The sequence below is a fragment of the Lentzea sp. NPDC060358 genome (assembly GCF_042725365.1).
In the GTDB taxonomy this organism is placed as follows: Bacteria; Actinomycetota; Actinomycetes; order Mycobacteriales; family Pseudonocardiaceae; genus Lentzea.
This window is the reverse complement of sequence record NZ_JBHXCW010000393.1, coordinates 1-4,260: the sequence shown is the minus strand read 5'-3', so window position 1 is coordinate 4,260 and position 4,260 is coordinate 1. Positions and strand designations below refer to the sequence as shown.

At 71.0% G+C, this 4,260-nt stretch carries 4 protein-coding genes; all 4 read right to left on the bottom strand.

The features are described from left to right. Positions 1–43 precede the first annotated feature (43 nt). Entirely contained in the window at positions 44–1,087 is a 1,044-nt protein-coding gene (locus tag ACFWGZ_RS39800; protein WP_382456767.1) for an SIS domain-containing protein, read from the bottom strand. Then, positions 1,084–2,502, bottom strand: coding sequence for a glycoside hydrolase family 3 protein (locus tag ACFWGZ_RS39795; protein ID WP_382456766.1), 1,419 nt, complete (start codon positions 2,500–2,502; stop codon positions 1,084–1,086). Before ACFWGZ_RS39795 ends, ACFWGZ_RS39800 begins: the two co-directional genes overlap by 4 nt. A gap of 3 nt (positions 2,503–2,505) precedes the next feature. Continuing rightward, complete coding sequence (locus ACFWGZ_RS39790) at positions 2,506–3,324, bottom strand: carbohydrate ABC transporter permease (RefSeq protein WP_382456765.1); 819 nt, start codon at positions 3,322–3,324, stop codon at positions 2,506–2,508. After that, positions 3,324–4,260: carbohydrate ABC transporter permease (locus tag ACFWGZ_RS39785; RefSeq protein WP_382456764.1), on the bottom strand; the 937-nt coding region annotated here is incomplete at its 5' end. The genes ACFWGZ_RS39790 and ACFWGZ_RS39785, both read right to left, overlap by 1 nt.

Here is a 4,260-nt window from a genome sequence, read left to right as displayed (position 1 = left end):
GGGCCCCGCTCGGGCTGAGCGGGGCCCTTCCTCGTGGGTGGGACTACAGCGTGCGGGTGACCTTGTTCAGGCCCCGCGGGCTGTCCGGGTCGCCGCCGCGGGCCAGCGCGAGGCCGTACGCGAGGCGCTGCACCGGCAGGATCTCCAGCACCGGCGCCACCTCCTCGGCCGTCTCCGGGATCGTCACGGCCAGCGTCGCTCCGACCTTCTCCGACGCCGACCCGACCGCCACGACGTCCGCGCCGCGCTGGTGCACCACGTCGAGGGCGTCGCGCAGCGAGTCGCCGCCCTTGCCCAGCGACGTGATCGCGAGGACCGCCGTCTCGCCGTCCACGGCCGCGACCGGGCCGTGCAGCAGGTCCGCGCCGCTGTACGCGCGGGCCGCCAGGTAGGAGGTCTCCGCCAGCTTCAGCGACGCCTCCAGGGCGGTGGCGTAGGAGTAGCCGCGGCCGGTGGTGAGGACGCGGTCCACGAACCGGTAGCGGCGCACGGCCTCGTCGACGGTCGGGGCCGACGCGTCCAGCGTGACCTGGGCCAGCTCGCCCAGCGACGCGGCCGCCTCGCCGTTGCCGCCGCGCACGGCGTCGATCAGCAGGTACAGCGCCAGCAGCGTCGCCGAGTAGGTCTTCGTGGCCGCCACGGCGTGCTCCACACCCGCCGAGACGTCCACCGAGAGCTCGGCGGCCGCGTTCAGCGGGGACGACGCGGTGTTGGTCACGGCGACCGTCAGCGCGCCGCGGCGGCGGTAGGAGGCGGTGACCTCCAGCAGGTCGGGCGAGCCGCCCGACTGGGAGACCGTCACCAGCAGCACGTCGCGCAGGTCCGGCTCGGCGCCGTAGAGCGTCGTGGTCGAGGCCGAGACCAGGCCCGCGGGGAGCTCCAGCAGGATCTCGGTCAGGTACTTCGCGTAGATGGCGGCGTGGTCGCTCGAGCCGCGGGCCGCGAAGAGCACGAAGCGCGGCGCCCGTTCGCGGATCACGGCGGCCACCTCGGCGATGGCCGCGCGCGAGGCGTACAGGGAGGAGAAGACCTCCGGCTGGGCGGCGATCTCCGCCGCCATGTTCCTGCCTGGCTGGGGCGTGGTCATGAGGTGCCTTTCAGGATCAGCTCGGCCGCGGCTCGCAGGCTCACCCGAGAACCGCCGTGGGTGTCGATGCGGGCGACGCTGCCCAGGTCGGGGCCCGGCACGCCGGTCTCGACGTGCACCACCTCGAGGCCCGAACCAGTCAAATCGGTTATCAGTTGTCGAGCGGTGGTGTGCCGGTGCGCGTCGCGGGTCACCACGACAATCGTGCGGCCACCGGCGGTCTTCGCAACTTCGTCCGCCGTGACGTCACGAGCGGCGATCACGCTGGTGCCGGGGAGCACCTCGGCCAGGTAGGGGCCGAGCCCCCACGGCACGTCGCCGACCGCGATGGACGGGTCCACGACGAGGTCGACCACCACCGGGTCGCTCCCGACGGAGACGGGGCCGCGCACCTCGACGGCGCGCCGGGCGGCCAGGAGGCCGATCTCGGCGTTGTGGGCGTCGATGGTCGACGGCGGCAGGCCCAGGGCCAGCGACCGCGCGGCGGCTTGGGCGAGGCGTTCCTCGGACAGCTCGCCGGACCTGACCGCGGCCACGATCGAGTCGATCAGCCACCGCAGGTCGTCGTCGCCCAGGGCGATGCCGCCGAGGCACATCGCGTCGACACCCGCCGCCAGGGCGCGCACGGCACCCTGCGCGAGGTCGCCGCCGACGGCCTTCATGTCCAGGCCGTCGGTGATCACCGCGCCGGTGAAGCCCAGCTCGGTGCGCAGCAGGTCGATCGCGTGCTTGTTCAGCGTCACCGGCTGCGAGCCCCACTCGGGGACCACGAGGTGGCCGGTCATGATCGAGCGGACGCCGGCGTGCACGGCCGCCTGGAACGGCACGAGCTCGACGGCGCGGAGCTGCTCCTCGGTGCGCGGCAGCACCGGCAGCTGCTCGTGGGAGTCCTCGGTGGACGCCCCGTGGCCGGGGAAGTGCTTGGCGCACGCGGCCACACCCACGGTCTGCAGGCCCTCGACCCACGCGGCGACGTGCCGCGCGGCGAGGACCGGGTCCGAGCCGAACGCGCGGACGCCGATGATCGGGTCGTCGAGCGTCAGCACGAGGTCGGCGGACGGCGCCAGGTTCAGCGAGATCCCGCACTTGGCGAGCCGCGACCCGATGGACGCGGCGACCGAGCGCGTGAGGTCGAGGTCGTCCGCCGCGCCCAGGGCGTGGTTGCCCGGCACCTCGGAGCCGCGGCCCGCGTCGAGACGCGTGACGTCGCCGCCCTCCTCGTCGATGCCGATCACCACGTCCGGGCGCGCCGAACGCAGTTCGCCGCACAGCGCGGTCACCTGGGCGTCGTCGACGACGTTGCGCCCGAAGAGCACAACGCCGCCGAGGCCGTCAGCGACGCGGCGCAGCAACCAGTCGGGAGCGGTCGTTCCGTGGAAACCGGGAAGCAGAACGGCTGCGGCCAACTGATCCACGCGTCATCCCTTCACGGCACCGGCGGTCACGCCGGCGACCATCTTGCGCTGCACGATCAGGAAGAACACCAGGGCCGGCACGGTGAACAGGACCGACGCGGCCATCGCGCCACCCCAGTCGGTGCCGAACGCGGTCTGGAACCCGGACAGCCACACGGGCAGCGTCTCGCTGTCCTGGCTGCGGATCAGCACCTTGGCGAACAGGAACTCGTTCCACGCCGTGATGAACGCGAACACCGACGTCGCGACGAGGCCGGGACCCAGCAGGGGCAGGGTGACCTTCTGGAACGCGCCCCAGCGGCCGCAGCCGTCGACCATCGCGGCTTCCTCGAGTTCGATCGGGATGCCGTTGACGAACCCGCGCAACGTCCACGCGCAGAACGGCAGCGTCACCGCGAAGTACACGAGGACCAGCGACGACAGGTGTTCGTAGAGCTGGAGGTCCCGCATCATCAGGAACATCGGGATCAGCAGCGCCTCGAACGGCGCCATCTGCGCCACCAGCATCAGCAGCACGAAGCCCTTGCGCCCCCGGAACCGGAAGCGCGACATGGCCACGGCCGCGGTGATGCCGACGATGATCGCGGCGAGCACCGCGGTCAGCGTCACCACCAGGCTGTTGCCGAGCGAGGACAGGAAGCCCGGCTTCGTCCACGCCGTGGCGAAGTTCGAGAGCGTCATCGAGAACGGGATCAGGTCGTAGTCCGACGTGATCGTCGTGCCCTTGGGCTTCAACGCCGACGTGATCATCCAGTACGTCGGGAAGAGGAAGAACAGCGCGAGCGCGAGACCAACGACGTTGGCCGCCGACTTCTTGAGCATCAGATCTTCCCCTCCTCGGTCTGCAGGAGCTTGCGCAGGTACTGGAACGTGATCAGGCCGAGGATCACCATCATCAGCACGGAGATCGCGGCCGCGACGCCGAAGTGGCTCTTCGCGATGCCTTCCAGGTACTGCAGCACCGGCAGCGTCGTCGACTCACCGCTGGGACCGCCCTCGCGGAACACCCAGATCTGGGCGAAGACCTTGAAGTCCCACAGCGTCGACAGGAACGTCACCATCATCAGCAGCGACTTGATCTCCGGCCACGTCACCGCGCGGAACGTCTGCCAGCCCGTCGCACCGTCGATGCCGGCGGCCTCGTAGAGGTCGCGGGGGATGCCGACGAGGCCCGCGTAGAGCGAGAAGGCGAGGAAGGGGATCGCCTGCCACACGATCAGCAGGCCGACGACGGACAGCGTCGACGTTCCGGAGGAGAACCACGAGTACCCGGCGAACGACTCGAACCCGAGCTGCACCAGCGTCTTGTTCAAGATGCCGTAGTTCTGGTCGAACATCCACTGGTACACCGTGGTGGACGCGAGGATCGGCATGGCCCAGGCGCAGAGCATCGCGATCTGCAGCGCGATCCGCACCCACGGCGTGAGCACGCGCATCAGCAGCGCGATCCCGAGGCCGATGCCCACCGAGGCGCCGACGACGGCGACGGTGAACACGACGGTCCGCAGCGAGACGGTCCAGAACCGCTCGTCCTGCAGCACGGTCGCGTAGTTGTCGAAGCCGGTCCACACGACCTCGCCGCGCACCAGCTCGCCGAGGTTCAGCTGGCGGAAGCTCGTCACGAAGACGGAGACGACCGGCCAGCCGATCAGCCAGAGGATCGCGATGAGGGCGGGGGCCAGCAGCAGGTAGGGCAGCATCCGGTCGAAGGAGCTGCCCCGGCGGCGCTTGGGGGCGCCACCCGTCACGGCAGGCGGC